The organism is Streptomyces sp. NPDC101152 (assembly GCF_044768275.1).
Taxonomy (GTDB): domain Bacteria; phylum Actinomycetota; class Actinomycetes; order Streptomycetales; family Streptomycetaceae; genus Streptomyces.
On record NZ_JBIWPO010000047.1, the window covers coordinates 33,432 to 52,004 of the forward strand.

Sequence of the window (18,573 nt, forward strand, 5' to 3'; positions counted from 1 at the left end):
TTGAGCTGCATGGATGACATTCTCGGCAGGCGCACGGCCAGCGCGGGCAGGCGAGCCGGCCGCGGCGGCCCGGGCCGGGGTCTAACCGAAACCCAGGGCGGTCCGGGTGCTGGCCAGGTGGGTGAGCACCGCGGTCCGCGCACGTTCGAGATCGCCGGCGCCCACTGCGTCGGCGATCTCCGCGTGCTCGGCGAGGATGGTCTCCCGCCGGCCCTCGTCGGTCAGCACCGACACCGCGGTCATGCGCACCTGCCGTTCCCGCAAAGACCCGTAGAAGCGGTTGAGCAATACGTTGCCGGCCGCGTCGAGCAGCGCGGCGTGGAAGAGGCGGTCCTCCTCGAGGAACGCCTCGGTCTCGTCCTCCGCAGCCAGGGAATGCTGCCGCTCCAGGTGCTCGCGAAGCGTTCCGAGGAGCGCCTGCCGGGCCGTGGCGGACCCCTCGACGACCTTTTCCACGGCGAAGCGCTCCAGGAGCGAACGGGCCTCCAGCACCGCCTGTACCTCCTCGGAGGACACGGGCACCACCAGGGCGCCGCGCTGCGGGTAGAGCCGCAGCAGGCCTTCGACCTCAAGGCGGAGGAACGCCTCACGGACCGGGGTGCGGGACATGCCGAGCGCTTCGGAGACCTCGCCCTCGCTGATCAGCTCGCCCCCGGGGTACTCCCCGCGCAGCACCTGCCTCTTGACGAAGGCGTAAGCCTTGTCCTTCGCCGCCGGCTGGCGAGCGTCCGCCCTGGCCATCACCGCACCTCCGGCATGCTGGGATACCACTGATCGCCAGTATAGATCCCAGCCGTCTCACGGCGGCCGCCCCGCCGTCGCTGCAGCCGGGGGCGGCCTGCGGCCGAGTTCGGAACGAAGCCCATCGGGGCCGCCCAGGACGTGGCCGCACAAGAGTGGCCCTGCGCCGGGGTTCGGGGAGCCAGGGCTCGGGGAGCCCGGGGAGAATGTAGATCACACGTCATGTCGCCGGAAGCGATAGCACGATGGCAGTTCGGGATCACCACCGTCCACCACCACCTCCTTTGTGCCGCTGACGATCAGTCTGGCCGGAATCACGGCCGGACGGGGGCGGCCGCCGCCCGTTCCCCCGGGTGGTCGAAGCGCTACGTCATGTCTGTTCCATCCCTTCGAGGCTGTGCGTCGTGATCGGTCGATCGGGGCGGTCGCTGAGGGCCCCGGCGCGACCGTTGTCCGGGCCGGCGCGTGGGGCATGGTGACGGTGCACTGACTCCGGCCGTGACCGCCGGTGAGGGCGGTGCACGGCCGGTGGGGTTGCGCTTGGGGCCCTGCGCGGATCAGTCGCCGCGCAGGCGGCGGGCGGCCCGCCCGGTGGCGGGTTCCTGGTGCGGGAGTGCCGCGACGACCGGGTGGTCCCGGTCTATGGCCCCGAGGGGCGCGGCGCCCGACGGGGAACCGAGTCCGGCGAAGAACTCGGCGTTGACGGTCTGGTAGTCCCGCCATCCGTCCGGGAGTTCACCTTCGTAGAAGATGGCCTCGACGGGGCACACGAAGACACAGGCACCGCAGTCCGTGCACTCGTCCGGATGGATGTACAGGGAGCGCCGGCCCTCGTAGATGCAGTCGACCGGACATTCGTCGACGCATCCCTTGTCCTTGACGTCCACGCAGGGCTGCGCGATGACGTAGGCCATGTCCGATCACCTCGCTCGCACGGGCTCCGTCGGGTGCGGGCGGCCGAATGGCCCGTACCCGACGGGGCCGGGGGATCAGCGGCGGTCGCTGAAGCGGATGTCGAGGGTGCGCAGGTACGTCTGGAGTCCCGCGTCCTGGACGGGGATGAGGTGGGCGTCGGTGCCCGACTCGTTGTAGTGCGCGTGCCACATGCCGGGCGGGGTGATGAACGCGCCGCCGGGCACCCAGTCGACCCGGATCGGGTTGACGATCTCGCCCCGCTCGTCGAGGCGCTCCCCCAGCAGCGTGTAGCAGCCCTCGGCGGGGGCGTCCAGGATGAGGTCGAGCGCGACCGACTGGTGCCGGTGCGGGCGCTGTTCCTGGCCGGCGGGCAGGACGCCGAACATCGCCCACAGCACGTGGGTGATGGTCAGGGTCTGCTCCTCCTCCGCGTTGGCGAGCAGGACGCTGACGCGGCTCTTGTCGTTCGCCCCCGGGCGGGAGGCGATCTTCTCCAGTTCGGCGACCAGGTCGGCGCGGCGGAACTTCGTCGCGCGGAAGCGCGGCTCGGTGGCCTCAGCGCCCAGGTAGCGCAGCAGCGGCTCGTCGTGGACCCAGTAGAACGCGGTGTCGGCCTCCGCGTAGTGCGCGGTCCTGCTGCCGGCGGGGAGGGTGACGACGTCGCCCTTCTCCCAATTGATGAGCCGGCCGTTAACGGCGGAGTACCCGTGGCCCTTGAGCACGTAATACAACTCGGACGTGGCGTTGGGGCGGGTCGCGATCTTCTCGCCGGCACGGATCCGCACGAAGTTGGCCAGCAGGCCGGGGCTGGTGGCCTCGCCGAGCTCGATGCTCAGTTCCTTGGACAGGTCGAGCGGAACGATCCGCGACGGACCGTCCGCGTACAGCTCCGGGCCGAACTGCCTGAGCGGTACGCGGCTGGTGTAGCCCAGTCCGATCGGGTTGGCGGCCTTGCTGTACTCGAAGTACCGGGCGTCGCCGCTCCAGTCCTCGAAACGGCCCTCGAAGCCGTATTCGGCGACGTTCACTTCCGGGGCCGGAACTGTCGGGTCCAGTTCACTGACGGTGGCCTCGGCGCTCTGCGGGGTTGCAGGAGCCATGACGACTCACTTCCTCTCTCCACATAGCCGCAACTTGTATCTAAGTCCGATTCAAAAAGTATCCTTGTTGTTGCGCGGACGCAACCGGTTGGGCGTCCCGACGGCGCGAAGGTAACGAAGGCCGCAGGTGGCGGGCGTCGCGCGAACCGCCGGTCGTCCCGACGGCCGCCGCGAGCATACTGAGATACAACTTCCATACAAGAGCAGGTGGGAACATGCCCGGCCTCAGACCCGGCCGACCGTGACGTCCGCTTCGCCGAGTCCCTGGCATTGCTCGAACCGCTGTACCGGACCGCACTGCGGCTCACCCGCCACCGGGCGGACGCCGAGGACCTGGTCCAGGAGACCTATGCCCGCGCCTACGCCCACTCCCGCCAGTTCCGCGAGGGCGCCAACCTGACCGCCTGGCTGCACACCATCCTGACCAGCACCTTCATCAGCACCTGCCGCAAGGCCGGTAACGCCGCCGTACCCGGCCGGCCCGACGAAAACGACCACCGGTGGCTACCGGGCTCGGGGCGGCACGCGCGCTCGGCCGAGGCGGCCGCGCTGGAACGCCTCGCCGACGCGGATGTCCGCGCCACCCTGCGCGCCCTGCCCGCCGAACAGCGGCTCGCGGTCTACCTCTGCGACGTCGAGGGCTATCGCTACCAGGAGATCGCCGCGTTCACCGGCGTGACCACCGGCACCTTCGGTTCGGTGGGCTCCATGCGCGGCGACCGTTCGGCGACAGGTGGTACGCCTCACCGGCCCGCCCCGCGCAGGTCCCCGGCATGCGGCGGCGGCAAACGCTTTCCGGGGTGCCGCCCGTCGCGCACATCTGTCGCCGGTACACACATCAGTGTGCCTTTTGTGCGGCTTTCCATAATGGTCCACCATGACGTTACGCACAAACAGTCGGAATCGAGGGTGCGCCGTACATCGACGGCTGCACCGGAGTGGAGTGACTGTGACCACTGAGGCTGCGCCTGACATCGCGTTCAACGAGCGGCTGGGGGTCGTCTTCGACGGTATCCACAGGCGTTCGGGGCGGCGATCTACCTCTTCGGGATCAAGCCGATGGAGGTCGAGGACGGGAAGGCCTACGCCGACCCGGAGAAGGACGGCGCCTCCACGTTCATGCCGACCGGCCCCGCCTACGCGCCCGACGAGCCGGGCGAGCCGCTCATCGTCTCCGCCGTCGTGCGCTCGACCTCGGGCAAGCCGCTGGCCGGCGCGGTGGTCGACCTCTGGCAGACCACCGCGGACGGCACCTACGGGGGCTGGCTCCCGAGCAGGCAGCCCCCTCGGCGCCCCTGGGGGTCATCGACTTCGACCTGCCCAAGTACCACGTGCGAGGCAAGATCGTCACGGACGCCGAGGGCCGCTACGAGTACCGGACCGTCGTGCCGGGCCTGGAGTCCGCGACGCCGCCGGGGGCCCCTCGAGACGTTCCTGCACATGCTGGGACGGAACACGTCACGCGCGCGGCACATCCACGCGTACGTCTCGCACGAGGGGCACCACAGGCTGACGCACCAGGTCCACTTCGACGACGATCCGGTGGCCGACACGGTCAGCGAGGGTGCGCTCGCGCGGAGCTTGATCTACGCGAGTGTGAAGCACAGCGACCCGACCGAGTGAGAGGCCCGTGGCCTCACCGGCCCGTTCCGGACCCTGACGTGCGACTACGTCCTCCGCCCCATCGGCTTCGACGAGGTGAAGGACCCCTACCTCCGGCCAGCCGCCGCCCCGGTACGACGCGCGCCTCGCGCCATGTGCCGTACAGGCGTTCAGCCGGGATCCACGGCTCCGGTACAGGCAGGGGCGGTGTCGCAGAACTTGGACCCTCCGTCCGTGTGTTCGCTCGGACGGTCGGCCCATGACGTGGACAGACGTTTCGTATCTCCAAGACTGAGAGGAACAGTATGAGCGTGCACGAGAAGGACAGGGACCAGGAGGGCTTTGCACTGGGCTCACCGGAGTTGCGTTCGGTGGGCCCTGTTGCGTTCACTCCTGACGGAGTCCTGTTCGTCGCCGACAACGTGCAGGCGGAGATCCTGGCGTTCGACCTCTCGTCGGACGACCGGAAGACGGGGGTCGTCGAGATCGACGGCCTCGACGAGCGGCTGGCGGCCTTCCTCGGCTGCGCCGTGGACGATGTCCATGTCCGCGACCTGGCCGTCCACCCCCTCTCCCGGGCGCTCTATCTGTCCGTGATGCGGGGCGCGGGTGAGAGCGCCGTTCCGCTCGTGATCAGGGTCGGCGACGGCGGCGAATTCTCGCAGAGCGTGGCCGAGGACGTCAGGTACGCGCGGATGCGGATCGACGACGCGCCGGCCGCCGACGACGAGCGGGAGGAGGCGAGCGTGACCGCGGACAGCGATCCCGCGGGCGAGTGGATAGACGTGCCGCAGGTCGGGATCACGTTGCGGATCACGCGCGCCAGTCTGCGCGGCACCACCGTGACCGACCTGGCGTTCGTCAACGGCGAGCTTCTGGTGGCAGGGGCTTCCAACGAGGAGTTCGTCTCGACGCTGCGCCGTATCCCCTTCCCGTTCCGCGGTGAGGCGCAGGCGAGTTCGCTCGAGATCTTCCACGTCTCGCACGGCGCCTACGAGACGCACTCTCCGATCCGCGCCTTCGTCCCCTACGGCGGCGGCACGGGCATCGTCGCGAGCTACACCTGTACGCCGCTCGTTCATTTCCCGCTGAGCGACCTCACCGGTCAAGGGACGCGGGCGGTCGGCCGGACTGTGGCCGACCTCGGCGCGGCCAGCTCCCCGCTCGACATCGTCTCGTTCACCCAGGGCGGCGACGAGTACCTGCTGGTCTCGAACGCCCGCCTGCCGCTGATGAAGATCGCCTGCAAGGACATCGACGCGCAGGAGGCGCTGACGGAGCCGCGTGAGAGCCCGGAGCTGCTCCGGGAGCCGGCCGGTGTGCCGCTGCGGGGACTGCCGCACGAGGGCGTCAGCCGCATGGCGGTGACCGACGGGCATGTGCTGATGCTCCAGCGCGACGACTCCGGCCTGCACCTGCGGGCCCACAGCACCGCATCGCTGTGACCGGGCCGGCTGTCGGCCTTCGCGTCGGCGAACACGACGGCCGTGTCTGCCTGGTGGTCACCGGCGCTCCGCGCTCCGCCCGCCTGGCCGTGGTGCCGGCAGAGCTGGCCGCACGTGCGAAGGGCTGGCAGCCCCTCGCGGGGACGTTCGACGAGCGGGACGGTGAGGCGTGGTTCCTGCCGCGCTTCCCGCTCGTACCGGGCCTGCGGTACGCGCTGCTGATCGAGCGGGCGGTGGCGGCGGAGAGCGAGATTCCGGCGCCGGCGGAAGCGGCGCCGGGGACCGAGGTCGTCTCGATCACCCCCTCGGCAGAGGAGGTGCCATTCAACCTCCTGAGGGTCTACGTCTCTTTCTCCGCGCCCATGAGCGAGGGCTGGGCAACTCGTGCGATCAGAGTCGTCCGCGCGGAGAGCGGGGAGGAACTGAACGACGTGTTCCTGCCGATGGAACCGGAACTGTGGGACAGCTCGCGGCAGCGGCTGACGCTCCTTCTCGACCCCGGCCGCATCAAACGCGGCCTCGCACCGAACACGGAATTCGGGTACCCCCTCACCGAAGGAGTCCCGGTCAGCATCGTCGTCCAGCAGGACTTCCGGGACGCCGAAGGGCGACCGCTCCTGGCCCCGGCCAAGCGGTCGTACCGGGTCGGGCCTGCGATCAGGACACGGGTCGATCCGTCGCTGTGGCAACTCACCCTCCCGCGTGCGGGATCGAACGACCCGCTCGTCGCCTCCTTCGACCGCCCCCTCGACCACGCACTCCTCCGGCGCTGCCTCGCGGTCCTCGACACCGCGACGGTGCCGGTGCGGGGGGAGGCGCACATCGACGAAAGCCGGCGCAGGTGGTCGTTCACACCCTCCTCACCTTGGCGAGCGGGCGCCTACGCCCTGCGGGTCGACTCCCGGCTCGAGGACGTCGCGGGAAACTCCGTCCGCCGCGTCTTCGACCGGGAACTGCACCTTCCCGAACACGAACCACTGGACGTACGCAGGCTGGATCTCCCCATCCACACGGTCTGAATCTCCGTACTCGCGGCCGCGTGTCCCGTCCGGCGAACCCGGCGGTGACTGTTCGGGGGCCCGCGATTCCCGGCGGCAGTGGAGATGGCGAGCGTCTTGGGGATGACCGGCGACCCAGGTGTCCTACATGCTGGTGATCCGTCACGTCCCCGTGACGTGGTCCAGGGCGCGCTCATCATTCTCAGCCACCGCTGGGAGGATCGACTCGTCAAGACAGACGGCACTCGGTTGTTCGAGGGGCCGCTGAACAACGTCAGAGCCAGCGCAGACGCGACGCCAAAGGCGCAGCACGGCTAGGGAGTTGTCCTGCCGTCTGCGCCACCTGAAGCGGCGGGTCGGGCCACGTCCCGCCTCGATCCGCAAGGATGCGCAGCACAGAGCCCGGAACGGTCCGCCGGGCACGGACGGCCGGAGTGCGGTGGGGGGCGCCGGCGGTACGCGGCCCCCCGGCCGGCGATGGGATGGGGGATTTGTCCGCCTCGCACGAACCGGCCCCGTTCTCACAGCGACAGCGGCGTCGGCACCACCCATACCGACGCCGATGGGCGGGCGTTCACCCGAGCGCGGACCCGCGCAGGTGCACGAGGCGACCGTTGAATGTGCAGCCCAGGACTCACCTGACGGCAGGAGGTCAGAGGATGATCACGATCTTCCCGCGGACGCTGCGGTTCTCCAATGCGGTGAAGGCGGCCACGGCTTCCTCCAGGGGGTAAGTGCGACCGACGCGCGCGGTGATGGCGCCCTCGGCGAGGTAGGCGGTGAGCTCGCGCAGAACCCCGTCGGACTGTGCGCCCTGTCGGATGACCGTCAGCCCCAACTGATCCGCCCTGTTCTGGTCGATCGCACCGCTGACGCTGACGAGAGTGCCACCGCGCCTGAGGATGCCGTAGGACTTTTCCAGGGAGGTGCCGCCGACAGCGTCCAAAACGGCGTCGAAGTCGTGGAGGTGTTCGGAGAAGTCACTGCTCGTGTAGTCGAACACCTCGTCCGCGCCGAGCTCCCGGACGAGGTCGACACCGTCCCCGCTGGCGGTGGTGGCTACGTACGCACCGAGGTGCTTGGCCAGCTGGACGGCCGCCGAGCCGACCGCGCCCGAGCCGCCGCTGATGAAGACCTTCTGGCCGGACTGCAGCTTCAGGCTGTGATCGATCGCCTCGACGGCGGTGGTCCCGCCAACCGGCATCGAGGCGGCCTCGGCGAAGCTCAGGCCACCTGGGATCGGTGCGAGGTTGCCGGCCTGGACGAGAGCCTGCTCGGCGATCGCGCCGCTGCCGCCCAGCAGGGTGTACGCGTTGCCGTAGACGCGGTCGCCGACGGCGAAGCCGTTCACGTCGGGGCCGAGGGCGGCGACCACTCCGGCTACATCGCCCCCGAGGGTGGCGGGGAACTGCAACGGCATGAGCGCCTGGGCGTACCCGGCGCGCAGAGTCGCATCGAGCGGGTTCAAGGCCGCGGCCTCGACGTTGATGAGGACCTGGCTGCCGATTGGAGCCGGCAGCGAGACGTCGGCGATGGTCAAAACGCTGTTGTCGCCGTACTCGGTGATCTGCAGTGCGCGCATGGATGAGGTTCCTTCTGCGGGACGAGGTGTGGGTGCAGGAGGTCGGTCGCACCTAAAACGATGTTGACTCCATCGAACGGGGCATGCAAAAGGCACATCGGTGTTCGCGTATCAGGCACACCGGTGTGCGCGGGAAGGGGAGTAACACGTGGCGTCAGCAGCGGGGTCAAGCCATGCGGCAGCCGGCCCACGAGGCGGGCGTGTGCTCGGGATGGCCGAACGAGAGTGGAGACGGGCAGACCGTGTCAGGTCAGGGCCGGAGAAGAGATCTGGCATGTGCGGACGAGCCGATGGCGGTCGCGGTGAACTCGGCGGGTCCGGCCATCGGGTCCATGGACGATCCGCCGGTGGTGCAGCTGATCGTCGCCGAGCCGCGCTCGATCATGCCGGGCAGGACCTGCTCGGTCGCGGCGAGGCCGCCGTAGAGGTAGTGGTCGATCTGCGGCTGGATGCTGACGTGGCCGGCCTCGACCGGGGTCGGGTTGCTCAGCCCGGGGGCCGGGTTGTGCGGGGCGGGCGAGTACTCGAGGACGTCGACCTGGCCGAAGCGCTCCTTGACGCGGTCGAAGGCTGCGGCAACCGAGGCGGGGTCCATGACGTCGGCGGCGAAGCCAGCGGCCTCGATCCCGGCGTCGATCAGTTCGGCGGCAAGGGCGTCGAGCCTGGCCTGCGTCCGGCACGGAAAAGCCGTTGCTGCCGAAGGCCTTGGCTGGCGATGGACAGTCCGAGACCGGAGCCGGCTCCGGCGATGGCGATGGCAATGGCAATGGCAATGGCAATGGCAATGGCAATGGCAATGGCAATGGTGGGCATCGCTGGCTCCTTTCGATCTGTTACATACTGGTGGTGCGGCAGCAGACCAGATGGAATGCATGCCGGGGTTCATGGATGCGGAGGGCGGACGAGATGGCGACAGCGAGGACGATCAGCGGGCCGTGCCAGGCGTGGCCGGAGGAGAGCGCGTTCATCCGCGAGGTACTCGACCGGATCGGCGACAAGTGGACCGTTCTGATCATCAGCACCCTCGGCTCGGAGCCCCTGCGCTACTCCGACCTGCAGGCCAGCATCCCGGGCATCTCGCAGCGGATGCTCACGGTGACATTGAAGGCGCTGGAGCGCGACGGGCTGCTCACCCGCACGGCCTACGCAGAGGTGCCGCCCCGGGTCGAGTACGACCTGACCCCACTGGGCCGGTCACTGCTGGAGGCCGTGATGACGCTCGCGGGCTGGGCGGCCAACCATCACGAGGACGTCGCCGCCAGCCGACGCGAGCACGAGCTGACGGGCGTCGGCCGGCGGAAGTCGGCCGGAGATTAGCCGGCCGGTCGGCGCGTCGGCTGATGCGGATGACGGGCAGTTCCCGGTCGGCCTTCTTCGTGTGGCCGACGATGCGGGGCGATCCGGCGCTGATGCGCTGCCAGGCTTCGGCGCGTTCGTCCCCGTGCGGCTCCTGCGCGTGCAGCGGGACGTCCTCGCCGGCGATCACGGCGCTGATCGCGTCGGGCGCGGCGGCGAGGTTGCGGTACCAGGCCGGATGCTTCGCGGCACCGCTCGCCGACGCGCAGATGAGCCACGAGCCGTCGGTGTCCGGCCAGTAGGCGATCGGCGTCTCGTAGACCATGCCGGTCTACCGGCCGCGGGTGACGAGCACGAGCACGTTCGTCCCCATCATCTGCGTCCGGCCGTTGCGGATCGCCTTCGCCTGACGGGCCGGCAACCAGCGCATGATCCCGCTCGGGCCGATCATGCCGCCGCGCGTCCCGTTCGGTGTGGTGAATGTCAGGATGCGCGGCCCCTCTCGTTCGCATTCATATCCGTTCCGGACGCCTCATCCTGGACGCCCGGAACCGCGCAGTACTGTAGTCGTCGTCCGGCTCGCAGAAGCCCATCGGCTCGGCGTCGAGGACCTTGAGTGTGGGGACCGGCGCCTTCACGCTCACGCCGGCAGCTCCTCGGACGCGAGAGCTTCGACCGCCTGGTCGAGAGCCTGACCGTAGCCGGCCACGGACTGAGCACCCGATGCCGCGATCCGGCGGCCGAAGACCGTGAATGGCACCCCGCGTGCGCCCAGCGCCGCGCCCTCCGAGACGTCGGCCCGGACGTCGTCGGCGAACTCGTCCCCCGCGAGGACCTCGCGCACCCGATCGCCGTCGAGGCCGAGCGACTGCGCTATCTCCACCATGGTGTCGGCGTCGTACGGGTTGATCTCGCCGGAGAAGAACCGGTCCTGGATCCGGGAGAAGAACTCCACGCCCTTGCCGGACTGCTCGGCGAAGTGCATCACCCGATGCAGATCGAACGTGTTGGCGTTCAACCGGTCGAGATCGAACTCCAGCCCCTCGCCGTGAGCGAGCACCTGGAACTGCTTCTCCGCCCGGAGGACGACCTCGGGGTTGCCGCCGTGCTTGCGCATGAAGACAGCAGCGATGGGCTCGGGATCCTTCGGGGAGTCGGGGCTGAGCTCGAAGGACCGGATCTTCACCCGGAAGCGACCCGCATCAGGCCGGGCCTCGATCGCGCGCTGAAGACGGTGCTTGCCGACATAGCACCACGGGCACCCGAGATCGGCCCAGACCTCGACGAGGACGGGGGCCTGTTCGGCTGTAGGGATCTGTTCCACGCTCATCACCTCATGATCGGTTCGTAACCCCATTGTGAGTGCGTTGAGCGAGGCGTACAAAAGGCACCTTGAAGTGCGTTGCGGTCATCAGCAGCGACTACGCCGCCATCTGCGAAGAGCCGCGAGGCCGGAAGGTGTCTGCTCAGGAGCTGGCGTCGGCGCGTGTGACGAGATCGGCGATGCGGCCCCGCATCTGCGGTGGGCTGGAGTACATCGGGAAGTGGGCGCAGTACTCGATCTCGGCGAGTTCGACGCCCCCCTCGGCCAAGGGGGGAGAGAGGACAGGGTGCTGTTCTGCTCCCTGTACATGAACGTCTTCGGTGCCGGGAGTCCGAGGAACCGGTCGAGTAGCTTGCCGCGGTCGAAGAGGGTTCCCTTCGTCAGCGCGAAGTGGCTGCGGTTTCGGCGATGAGGGCTCGGTTCTGGCGGATTTCGTCGTGGTGGTCGGAGGCCCAGCCGATCAGTTGCTTGACGATCTCCTGGAGGCTGCGGCTGAGGGGGGTGAGGGTGTATTCCACGCGTGGTGGCACTTCCGCGTAGGCGGTGCGTGTCACCAGTCCGTCCTGCTGGAGTTGGCGCAGGGTGAGGCTGAGCATGCGCTGGGAGATGCCTGGTACATCTCGCTGCAGCTCGGTGTAGCGCAGAGGGCCGTCCTCCAGGACGGCGACGATCAGCAGGCTCCACTTGTCGCCGACGCGGTCCAGGATTTCTCGGATGAAGGCCATCTGCTCGGCAGGGATGCCCGCGCAGGGCCCCCGGCCTGTGGCGGCGATCGTCTCGATGGTCTCGTCCATGACGTACATCCCTCTCCGGCTCACACATCAAAGTGCGTTTTGTGTCCGTTTCCATACTGGCGCATCATGGCGTTACGCACAAACAGTCGGAAAAGAGACGCGTGCGAAAGTAGGGATCTGGTCCGGAGATCACGTGATGATGGCCGTGTCGTTCCGGCCGTGGCCTGACTCGTGCTCTGGCTGGCTCCGGTGGGCCTCCGCGGCCCGGGCCCGGGCGGCCCTCGGAGATCACCGCCTGCCGCCACGACAAACTCACCGCCCATCTCCGCGCGGCCGGCCTCGGAGCCATCGCCGACCTGGGCTTCGTCGACCTCGACGATAGCGGCCCGGACGCCGACCCGGCGGTGATCACCGGCTACAAGGCCGCCCGCAACCGGCCCCTGACCCGTTGCCAGAAGCTGTCCAACACAGCACTGGCCGCGGTGCCACCCCGGTCGAGCACGACTGCGCGCACTTGAAGAACTGACGCGTCCTGGGCAAGGTCCGCACGGATCCGAAGTGGGCGACCGCGCTAGTACGGGCCCTGCTGGTCCTCACGAACAAGGAGTTCCCCGATGACCGACGATCTTGTCGCTGGACCACCGCCCCGGACCTGGCCGAGCATCCCCACACCCACGCACACGCACACGCACACGCACACCAGACCATCCGACCTGCAGTTTTCACGAAGCACACTGCTCACGGCGGTACTTCAGCCATAGCACCGCTGTACGGCCGGAGAAGACCAATCACTCGGACGCAGACGCCACAGACCTGAGCGACGGCAGCGAGGAGCCCCGCCGATCATGCACGGACTGAGGCACCCGCCCCGGCCCCACCCCACCGGCCTTATCCGCTACCCTGTCAGGGGCCGCCCTCAGGGGCAGTCCCCATCCTTGCCGCAGCGGGGACAAATACTCACTCAGAGTATTCATCCACGTTTTACGCAAGGCCCCTCTTCACAGGCAGGGCCGGGACGGCTCACCTCCGCTCGCGCGGAGAGGACTGGCCCTCGTCGTGCCACTTGGCCATGAGCAGCGGCTCACCTCCGCTCGCGCGGAGAGGACAGCGGCAGCGCCATCTACGGAGCCACCACCGCCGGCTCACCTCCGCTCGCGCGGAGAGGACGTTCACTTCGATCCGCCCGAGACTCCGCCGGCTGGCTCACCTCCGCTCGCGCGGAGAGGACTCGTTGCCGCGGGTGCCGTCGTAGTTGACCTGCGGCTCACCTCCGCTCGCGCGGAGAGGACGAGTGCACCAGGAGGATGGCGTCCGGGTGCCGCGGCTCACCTCCGCTCGCGCGGAGAGGACCCCAGAGGTCGACGAGTTGCTCCTCAGGGTCGGGGGCTTCTCGGTCGCCGTCGGGATCGAGGAGCTCTTGGATGTCGTGAACGATGCGTGGCAGGAGGCGGAATAGGCGCAGGCCGTCACGGAAGGAGCGGCGTGCTTCTGCTTCCGGGTTGGTGGAGGCGTGGAGGGAAAAGGCCAGCGGGATGGTGAGTTCGGCTTTGTAGAGGTCGGCGATGTCGTAGATGAGGGCTTGCTGGTTGCCGTCATCTACCGCCATGACCGACCACGATACTGCAGGTGATCTGGAACTGTTTCCCCGTGGGATTGTCGCCAGAGCGTGGATCGCCTCTCAGACCCCGTGTGACACTCCCGGGTGCTCTTCGCGAATTCAGCCGCGAGTTCGCCTGGCGGCATGGGGTATCTCTTGCCGGGTTTCTTGAGCCCTACATAGGCGTACGTGAGATCGTCACGCTCTGTTTCTATCGGCTCGAACTCGTCGAAGGCGCTGAAGGAGACAGAGACGACGTTCGCGAAGGATGCAGGTTCTGGGTCAGCTTCGGCAGCGAAGGCAACTGTTCCGTGCTCGCCGGCGGACTCGATTAGTGTGCGGGTGATGCCATTGAGGATATGGCTTTTCCCGACTCCATTGCGTCCGATGAGGACATGCACGTTGGTGGGGGGCTGGACGTGAGGCGTTACGTCAAAGGACAGCTCTAGGGGCGGCGTGGCACCTGCACCGGGGAAGGGAGGCGAAGTGTAGGTGAAGTGATATGGAGTCAAGGCCTCGCCACCGTGGGCAATTCGGGAAAACTGCAACATGATGGTGGCCAGTTCAATTCCACGCATCAAAGAGACTCTCGTAACATCTTCGAAGAGCGCCAGCCCCAGCTTTTCGCGCGGCCCAAACGCGAGGTCCTGGAGTGCTTGCAGAACGGTCTCTCTTGTCTCGTCGCCGAGTTCCTTGAGGCGTTCGTAGTATGTCTCGTCAGTTCCCAGAGAGAAATATTGGCTTGAATCTAGTTCCTCAAAGGTCTCGGGTACGCTGACACGGGCCGGCCCCTCCCCCATTCCGAAGGTAGCGATTCTGACATTGCCGACCTTCACTTGACGCTGGCCATCGGAACACCACAGCGTAAAGAACGTCTTGAACGAGTGATCATCCCATTCGTTGCTCTCCAGATACGCCCCAGGAGCATGCTCCGCTGGCCGCCTGAAACGGTCCAATACCGTGAGCTGCATCCTGCACTCCCCGTGATCCCATCCCGCCCACGATCCGTAATCCAGCGCTTCTCAGCCTGCTTACGCAGCCTGGCCCATCACGCGGATTACAGCGGGAGTTCTATGCCGAGTTCTTGCATGGCGGCGGAGGGTGGGCCGCCTTGGGAGCGTTCGGTTTTGTAGCCCTTGACGCGGGGTTCGAGGGTGCGGGGGTCGACGGCTTCGGAGGGGGCGCCTTTGGCGTAGTCGCCGTCGGGTTGGCTGTCGCGGTCGTGGGGCAGGAGCCAGAAGACGCGGCGGCGGAAGGTGCCCGAGGCGCGGGAGGCTTTGGCGGTGGGGGCGAGGTTCGCCCAGCCGATGAGGCGGCCGTCGCGGCGGTAGGTGGGGCGGCCTTTCCGGGTGGGCAGGCGGTCCAGGCTCTGGCGGACGTAGTCGAGGTTGTCGATGTCTTCCAGCCAGACGAGTTCGGTCTCGTGGCTGATCTCGTCCGGGTCGATCAGGGAACTCATGTGCCGGCGCCCCTCTCTTCGTCGGTCAGCAGTCCGATGCCCGGGTAGTACTTGCGCTGGTTGGACACCTTCATTTCCTTGGGCGAGGCCAGCCCGACGAGTTCGCGGGTGCGGGCGGCGAACGCGCGTGAGGACATCACCAGTGCGCCCTCATTGTGGCACCAGTTGGTGTAGGCGGCGTAGAGCGTGGTCTGTTCGGCGCGCAGGTCCGGGGCGAGGCGGCAGCATTCCTCGTAGAAGCGCCCGGTGTGGTCCTCGGTCTCGGCGTAGGCCGTGGTGGCGATGCGGACGCGTTCGGGGCCGGTGAGGTCGCGGTCGCTGGCCAGGTAGCGGCGGGCGCCGTCGATGAGCCAGCGCAGGATGCCGGGGCCTTCTTCGACGACGAGGAGGTCGGCGAGGTTGTCGATTTTGCGGTCGTCAGCGACGACGCGTTCGAAGGGGATCAGTCGCATGCGGCGCCAGAGGGCGAGGCCGCCGGTGCCGACTTCGGGTTTGTGGTTGCCCAGGAGCCACAGTTTGTGAGTGGGCTGGAAGGAGAAGGGGTCCTGGCGCATGCAGCGGGCCTTGATGCGGTCGCCGCCGGTCAGCAGTTTGACGCGGGCTTCGTCGAACTTGTCGCCGGGGCTGATTTCGGAGCAGACGTAGATGCGCCGCCCGTGGAGTTCGGCGAGGTCGGTGGGGTGGCCTTCGAAGGGCTTGGCCATCAGGAAGCCGGGCGGGGCGGCGTCGGCGTAGTCGCCGAGGAGTTTCATCATGACGTCCAGCAGGACGGATTTGCCGTTGCTGCCGATGCCGTAGAGGAAGGGCAGGATCTGGGCGCCGACGTCGCCGGTGATCGAGTATCCCAGCAGCAGGTGCAGGTAGTCGATCATTTCCTGGCCTTCGGCGTCGTCGCCGAAGGTGTCCGCGAGGAACCGCAGCCAGCGTGGGATGGGCATCTGCTGGGGGCCGACGGTGGTGGAGCGGGAGTGGAAGTCCTTGTTGGGGTTGGGGGCGCTGATCAGTCCGGTGCGCAGGTCGACGACGCCCTGGGGGGTGCACAGGGCGTAGGGGTCGGCATCCAGGCGGTCGGCTGTGAGGACCATGCCGGGTGCGGATCGGGCCTGGGTGAGCATGTAGTGGATGCCGGCGGTCGACATGGCGCGGGTGCGGTGCTTGTGCAGGGCCTGCATGGTGAAGCGGCCGAGGTGGTCCTGGTCGGCGATGAAAGCACCACGAAGCCGCCAAGGAATCTCCGCACCCAGCAGTACGTACTGGAGATGTGCGACCAAGCCCTGCTGCTGGTCTGCGACCTGATCAAGGGAACGGCAGTGAATCTGGCCGCCTGCAAGTGAGCACCGCCGCTTCAACGATGTCGCGGGCGGCTTTCCTCTCACTGCGGGATCCGGTGAGCCTGGGCCGGGCCTGCCGGGAGCCAGTGGTGACAAGTAAACTTGTCACCAGGCCCAGCGACAAGTATTCTTGTCGCTATGGAATCCAGTCTGGACGCCTTCTGGCGTGACGTTATGACCCTGCAGGAGCCCCCGTACCGGGAACCCGGCGACGACGAGGTCCTGCAACTCCAAGACCAGGTGGCGGAGGCTGCTCACACCCTGGCCCGTGCGATCTCGACGCGGGAGTCCGCCTACCGCGCCGCTGGGCAGGAGGCCCCCAGCGGCATCGCAATCTCGCCTGACTGGCAACTCGCGTACCTGTACGCCCTTCACGAGATCGAAGGCATCGCCCGGCGCCTTGCCGACGGCACGGCCCGCACTGCCGGCGGCACCGGAGCGAGCTACGCCCAGCTCGGGGCGGCCTGGGGAATCACCAAGCAGGCCGCGCGGCTGCGCTGGCCCGGTGCCGTGCGTAAGCACGACGACACCAGCGGCGAAGGCGAACCGTTCGAGCTGCGGCTCGGCGGGGGCATCGCTGAGATCGTTCAGCTCCCCAATGAGGGAGGGTTCGTCTGGGAGGCCACCGGAGCCGACCGCGCCAGCGGTCAGTCCCAGGAGCCGTACGGAAGCCGGATCGAGGCCGCAGCCCACGCTGGCGCCTTCCTCGCCCGGCATGCGGTCCCGGGCGATGACACGGACGATCTCGACGAGGCACACGACGGCTGCTTCGAGCCCCACCTCGGTGCCGAGGGCTACGTCGACTGTGACGGCACCGCCCTCTGAATCCGCGCGGCGCGAAAGCACGCGGGACCACTGCCGACCTGGCGCAAAGCGAGCATGTGAGACCGACCCGTCCCCCGAACAGGCCGTATAAGGAGCGTCATGGACTTCCGCCCCCTCCCCCGCGATCCAGAAGCCTTCCAGCAGCCCGTCACGGCCGAGGACATCGAAGCGATCGCCCTGCGAGCCTTCGGCCACACCGTCCGTGTCACCTCGGCGGTCGAGCTGGGAGGAGGCATGTACAACAACACCTACCGGCTCGTGGCGGATGGCCTCGACGGGCCGGTCATCCTGCGCATCGCCCCCGCTCCGGAACGCCAGTTCACCAGCGAGCACGAGTTGATGCGCAACGAGTACGCCACCGTTCCCTTTCTCGCTCCCATCGCCGACCTCGTTCCGCGAGTCCTGGCCGCCGACTGGTCGCAGGAGATCACCGGCCGGGACTGGATGGTGCAGAGCCACCTCGGCGGCACGCCCGCCCCCGACCGTCTCGGCGACTATCCCCGCGCCCTCTGGCAGGGGTTCTTCGCCCAGCTCGGCACGATCGCGAAGAACATCCATGCCGTAGCCGGCCCGCGTTTTGGGCCCGTCGCCGGACCCGGCTACGCCACGTGGAGCGAGGCCGTGCTGGCCTCCCTGTCCGCCATCGCGGACGATGTCAGCCGCGTCGGGCTGGACGCCACGGACGTACGCAAGGTCGCCGACCTCGCCGCCGAACACCACAAGGTCCTGGACGAGATCACTCAGCCCCGGCTGCTCACCGGCGATCTGTGGACCGTCAACACGATGCTCGCGGCCGCGCCCACGCCGGTCATCAGCGGCGTCCTCGACCTGGACCGCACCCTGTGGGGCGATCCTTCTGCCGACTGGACCATCCGCATGGCCAGCGCCAAGACGGACGAACGCACGGCGTTCTGGGACACCTACGGGCCCCGCGCTGCCACGGCCGCCGACACCTGGCGGGCCTTGGTCTACGAGGCACGGCATCTGGGGGCGATCCGGCTGGAGCGGCACCGTCTCCACAACCCTTCTGGCGTCGATGACACGTACACCTCCATGGCCGCCGTTCTGGCCCAGCTGATCTGAACGTCGCTGCCGGCCGCCGGGGGACGCCGCCTCGTCCTCCTCGTACGAGCGGTTCCCGCGGAAATGTCTGCGCGTCGCGCCGTGGTCGGCTCGGTTACGGCGTAGAGGTGACGGCGTGGACCACGACTTCAACATGAGCCTCACCGTCGCGATGGGCAAGCTGTTCGGCCACCCTGCGGAAGGGTGGCCGGCGAGCACCCGGTACGTGCACCCGTATCTCGGCATCATCGTCCGCAGCGTCGGCCTGGACGGGGCTGGTGGATTCTTCGAGGCAGCCCGCCAGGCCTACCGGCGCGAGCAGGAGACCGAGCGGATCGGCGGATACCAGTTCGGCTTCCCCGCCTACCTTTCGACCGAGATGGGCGATGTTGAGCCGACCTTGGCCCTCACCGCGGCCTGGGAGGCCATCAAGGCCGTGCACCAGATCGCCTCCCACCGCGACTCCGGCGCGGACTTCGGGCAGTACATCGACTGCGCCATCGCGGCCTGTACACGCGTCGTGCCCGCGCCGGTGTAGTGGCACGTCGCGCACGTTCGTTTG

General features: G+C 68.2%; 20 protein-coding genes, 1 pseudogene and 1 CRISPR repeat array. Of the genes and pseudogenes, 8 read left to right on the forward strand and 13 right to left on the reverse strand.

Going from position 1 to position 18,573, the window contains the following annotated elements; all coding sequences use genetic code 11:
- Window positions 1–81 precede the first annotated feature (81 nt).
- The 3 genes from ACIRVK_RS36675 to ACIRVK_RS36685 form a co-directional block, all read right to left on the reverse strand.
- Complete coding sequence (locus tag ACIRVK_RS36675) at window positions 82–741, reverse strand: GntR family transcriptional regulator (RefSeq protein WP_404254945.1); 660 nt, start codon at window positions 739–741, stop codon at window positions 82–84.
- A gap of 557 nt (window positions 742–1,298) precedes the next feature.
- On the reverse strand, window positions 1,299–1,655 hold the full coding sequence (gene fdxA / locus ACIRVK_RS36680; RefSeq protein ID WP_359427609.1) for a ferredoxin: 357 nt from the start codon (window positions 1,653–1,655) through the stop codon (window positions 1,299–1,301).
- A 75-nt stretch (window positions 1,656–1,730) separates the two neighbouring features.
- Window positions 1,731–2,756 (reverse strand): cupin domain-containing protein, encoded by a 1,026-nt coding sequence (locus ACIRVK_RS36685; RefSeq protein ID WP_359427611.1) that lies wholly within the window; start codon window positions 2,754–2,756, stop codon window positions 1,731–1,733.
- Window positions 2,757–2,963: 207 nt separating this feature from the next.
- Between ACIRVK_RS36685 and ACIRVK_RS36690 the strand changes: the two genes are divergently transcribed.
- The 4 genes from ACIRVK_RS36690 to ACIRVK_RS36705 all read left to right on the forward strand — a co-directional run bounded on the left by ACIRVK_RS36690 (window position 2,964) and on the right by ACIRVK_RS36705 (window position 6,822).
- On the forward strand, window positions 2,964–3,716 hold the full coding sequence (locus tag ACIRVK_RS36690; protein ID WP_404254948.1) for a sigma-70 family RNA polymerase sigma factor: 753 nt from the start codon (window positions 2,964–2,966) through the stop codon (window positions 3,714–3,716).
- 99 nt (window positions 3,717–3,815) lie between these two features.
- Window positions 3,816–4,379, forward strand: coding sequence for a hypothetical protein (locus ACIRVK_RS36695; protein WP_404254950.1), 564 nt, complete (start codon window positions 3,816–3,818; stop codon window positions 4,377–4,379).
- 284 nt (window positions 4,380–4,663) lie between these two features.
- A complete protein-coding gene (locus tag ACIRVK_RS36700; protein WP_404254952.1) occupies window positions 4,664–5,803 on the forward strand; it encodes a hypothetical protein in 1,140 nt (379 codons plus the stop codon).
- Window positions 5,800–6,822, forward strand: a complete 1,023-nt coding sequence (locus tag ACIRVK_RS36705; RefSeq protein WP_404254954.1) for a hypothetical protein — start codon at window positions 5,800–5,802, stop codon at window positions 6,820–6,822. Before ACIRVK_RS36700 ends, ACIRVK_RS36705 begins: the two co-directional genes overlap by 4 nt.
- A 631-nt stretch (window positions 6,823–7,453) precedes the next feature.
- Here the strand turns inward: ACIRVK_RS36705 and ACIRVK_RS36710 are convergent.
- The 3 genes from ACIRVK_RS36710 to ACIRVK_RS36720 form a co-directional block, all read right to left on the reverse strand.
- Complete coding sequence (locus ACIRVK_RS36710) at window positions 7,454–8,383, reverse strand: NADP-dependent oxidoreductase (protein ID WP_404254956.1); 930 nt, start codon at window positions 8,381–8,383, stop codon at window positions 7,454–7,456.
- 250 nt (window positions 8,384–8,633) lie between these two features.
- The gene (locus tag ACIRVK_RS36715) at window positions 8,634–9,023 is read right to left on the reverse strand and encodes an SDR family NAD(P)-dependent oxidoreductase (RefSeq protein WP_404254989.1); all 390 of its coding nucleotides are present in this window, start codon (window positions 9,021–9,023) and stop codon (window positions 8,634–8,636) included.
- Window positions 9,020–9,196: a hypothetical protein gene (locus ACIRVK_RS36720; RefSeq protein ID WP_404254993.1), complete on the reverse strand. Its 177-nt coding sequence runs from the start codon at window positions 9,194–9,196 to the stop codon at window positions 9,020–9,022. Before ACIRVK_RS36720 ends, ACIRVK_RS36715 begins: the two co-directional genes overlap by 4 nt.
- A gap of 93 nt (window positions 9,197–9,289) precedes the next feature.
- On the opposite strand from ACIRVK_RS36720, the gene ACIRVK_RS36725 reads away from it, so the two are divergent.
- On the forward strand, window positions 9,290–9,700 hold the full coding sequence (locus ACIRVK_RS36725) for a winged helix-turn-helix transcriptional regulator (protein ID WP_404254958.1): 411 nt from the start codon (window positions 9,290–9,292) through the stop codon (window positions 9,698–9,700).
- Window positions 9,701–9,788: 88 nt separating this feature from the next.
- Here the strand turns inward: ACIRVK_RS36725 and ACIRVK_RS36730 are convergent.
- The 7 genes and pseudogenes from ACIRVK_RS36730 to ACIRVK_RS36760 all read right to left on the reverse strand — a co-directional run.
- A pseudogene (locus ACIRVK_RS36730) lies at window positions 9,789–10,004 on the reverse strand (nitroreductase/quinone reductase family protein); the annotation flags it as partial.
- A 315-nt stretch (window positions 10,005–10,319) separates the two neighbouring features.
- Window positions 10,320–11,009 (reverse strand): DsbA family oxidoreductase, encoded by a 690-nt coding sequence (locus ACIRVK_RS36735; RefSeq protein WP_404254960.1) that lies wholly within the window; start codon window positions 11,007–11,009, stop codon window positions 10,320–10,322.
- A 136-nt stretch (window positions 11,010–11,145) separates the two neighbouring features.
- Complete coding sequence (locus tag ACIRVK_RS36740; RefSeq protein WP_404254962.1) at window positions 11,146–11,271, reverse strand: hypothetical protein; 126 nt, start codon at window positions 11,269–11,271, stop codon at window positions 11,146–11,148.
- 112 nt (window positions 11,272–11,383) lie between these two features.
- A complete protein-coding gene (locus tag ACIRVK_RS36745; RefSeq protein WP_359427629.1) occupies window positions 11,384–11,797 on the reverse strand; it encodes a helix-turn-helix domain-containing protein in 414 nt (137 codons plus the stop codon).
- Between the two features lie 956 nt (window positions 11,798–12,753).
- Window positions 12,754–13,087: direct repeats of the CRISPR family, unit length 28 nt; unit sequence GGCTCACCTCCGCTCGCGCGGAGAGGAC.
- 246 nt (window positions 13,088–13,333) lie between these two features.
- Complete coding sequence (locus ACIRVK_RS36750; protein WP_404254964.1) at window positions 13,334–14,305, reverse strand: hypothetical protein; 972 nt, start codon at window positions 14,303–14,305, stop codon at window positions 13,334–13,336.
- Between the two features lie 86 nt (window positions 14,306–14,391).
- Window positions 14,392–14,793, reverse strand: a complete 402-nt coding sequence (locus tag ACIRVK_RS36755) for a DUF6009 family protein (RefSeq protein WP_125195902.1) — start codon at window positions 14,791–14,793, stop codon at window positions 14,392–14,394.
- Entirely contained in the window at window positions 14,790–16,025 is a 1,236-nt protein-coding gene (locus ACIRVK_RS36760) for a phage/plasmid primase, P4 family (RefSeq protein ID WP_404254991.1), read from the reverse strand. Before ACIRVK_RS36760 ends, ACIRVK_RS36755 begins: the two co-directional genes overlap by 4 nt.
- A 237-nt stretch (window positions 16,026–16,262) precedes the next feature.
- Between ACIRVK_RS36760 and ACIRVK_RS36765 the strand changes: the two genes are divergently transcribed.
- The 3 genes from ACIRVK_RS36765 to ACIRVK_RS36775 all read left to right on the forward strand — a co-directional run bounded on the left by ACIRVK_RS36765 (window position 16,263) and on the right by ACIRVK_RS36775 (window position 18,549).
- Window positions 16,263–16,949, forward strand: coding sequence for a hypothetical protein (locus ACIRVK_RS36765; protein ID WP_404254967.1), 687 nt, complete (start codon window positions 16,263–16,265; stop codon window positions 16,947–16,949).
- A 99-nt stretch (window positions 16,950–17,048) separates the two neighbouring features.
- Window positions 17,049–18,032, forward strand: coding sequence for a phosphotransferase family protein (locus tag ACIRVK_RS36770; protein ID WP_404254969.1), 984 nt, complete (start codon window positions 17,049–17,051; stop codon window positions 18,030–18,032).
- Window positions 18,033–18,147: 115 nt separating this feature from the next.
- Window positions 18,148–18,549, forward strand: a complete 402-nt coding sequence (locus tag ACIRVK_RS36775; RefSeq protein ID WP_404254971.1) for a hypothetical protein — start codon at window positions 18,148–18,150, stop codon at window positions 18,547–18,549.
- The last annotated feature ends 24 nt before the right edge of the window (window positions 18,550–18,573 follow it).

Excerpts from the sequence above, each read along its gene's own strand:
- fdxA (WP_359427609.1), bottom strand. The coding sequence starts at position 1,655 with ATGGCCTACGTCATCGCGCAGCCCTGCGTGGACGTCAAGGACAAGGGA.
- ACIRVK_RS36745 (WP_359427629.1), bottom strand. The coding sequence starts at position 11,797 with ATGGACGAGACCATCGAGACGATCGCCGCCACAGGCCGGGGGCCCTGC.
- ACIRVK_RS36675 (WP_404254945.1), bottom strand. The coding sequence starts at position 741 with ATGGCCAGGGCGGACGCTCGCCAGCCGGCGGCGAAGGACAAGGCTTAC.
- ACIRVK_RS36755 (WP_125195902.1), bottom strand. The coding sequence starts at position 14,793 with ATGAGTTCCCTGATCGACCCGGACGAGATCAGCCACGAGACCGAACTC.
- ACIRVK_RS36725 (WP_404254958.1), top strand. The coding sequence starts at position 9,290 with ATGGCGACAGCGAGGACGATCAGCGGGCCGTGCCAGGCGTGGCCGGAG.
- ACIRVK_RS36685 (WP_359427611.1), bottom strand. The coding sequence starts at position 2,756 with ATGGCTCCTGCAACCCCGCAGAGCGCCGAGGCCACCGTCAGTGAACTG.
- ACIRVK_RS36765 (WP_404254967.1), top strand. The coding sequence starts at position 16,263 with ATGGAATCCAGTCTGGACGCCTTCTGGCGTGACGTTATGACCCTGCAG.
- ACIRVK_RS36770 (WP_404254969.1), top strand. The coding sequence starts at position 17,049 with ATGGACTTCCGCCCCCTCCCCCGCGATCCAGAAGCCTTCCAGCAGCCC.
- ACIRVK_RS36695 (WP_404254950.1), top strand. The coding sequence starts at position 3,816 with ATGGAGGTCGAGGACGGGAAGGCCTACGCCGACCCGGAGAAGGACGGC.
- ACIRVK_RS36750 (WP_404254964.1), bottom strand. The coding sequence starts at position 14,305 with ATGCAGCTCACGGTATTGGACCGTTTCAGGCGGCCAGCGGAGCATGCT.
- ACIRVK_RS36735 (WP_404254960.1), bottom strand. The coding sequence starts at position 11,009 with ATGAGCGTGGAACAGATCCCTACAGCCGAACAGGCCCCCGTCCTCGTC.
- ACIRVK_RS36720 (WP_404254993.1), bottom strand. The coding sequence starts at position 9,196 with ATGCCCACCATTGCCATTGCCATTGCCATTGCCATTGCCATTGCCATT.
- ACIRVK_RS36710 (WP_404254956.1), bottom strand. The coding sequence starts at position 8,383 with ATGCGCGCACTGCAGATCACCGAGTACGGCGACAACAGCGTTTTGACC.
- ACIRVK_RS36700 (WP_404254952.1), top strand. The coding sequence starts at position 4,664 with ATGAGCGTGCACGAGAAGGACAGGGACCAGGAGGGCTTTGCACTGGGC.